Here is a 546-nt window from a genome sequence, read left to right on the forward strand (position 1 = left end):
TCCGCTCAGCCTGCGCATGGTTGAGGACATGTTGGCGGCCCGCGGCATCATCGTCACGCATCAGACCATTCGAAGCTGGGCGGAGAAATTCGGGCGGCATTTCGCCCGGGAGATCAAGCGACGGTCAGCCGGCTGCCTGGGCGACAAATGGCATCTCGACGAATGTGTGGTGGCCATCAATGGCAAGAAGCAGTGGCTCTGGCGTGCCGTCGATCAGGACGGCTTCGTCCTCGAAGTGCTGGTGCAAAGCCGCCGAAATGCCAAGGCGGCAAAGCGTCTGATGCGCAAGTTGCTGAAGGCTCAAGGGCGGACACCACGGGTCATGATCACCGACAAGCTCCGGTCCTATGATGCCGCCAGGCGCGACCTCATGCCCGGTGTCGAACACCGGTCGCACACAGGCCTGAATAATCGAGCGGAAAATTCGCACCAGCCGACCCGACGACGCGAAAGGACCATGAAACGCTTCAAGTCGGCACGCCAGCTTCAGCGGTTCGTTTCCATCCATGATCCGATTGCCAACCTGTTCCACTTTCCCCGCAATGC

General features: G+C 60.4%; 1 protein-coding gene. It reads left to right on the top strand.

What is annotated here, in order from left to right:
- A partial coding sequence (locus tag NKH19_RS33505; protein ID WP_352984016.1) for an IS6 family transposase occupies positions 1–546 on the top strand: 546 nt, incomplete at both ends.

It is taken from the genome of Mesorhizobium sp. M1338 (assembly GCF_040318045.1).
Taxonomy (GTDB): Bacteria; Pseudomonadota; Alphaproteobacteria; order Rhizobiales; family Rhizobiaceae; genus Mesorhizobium.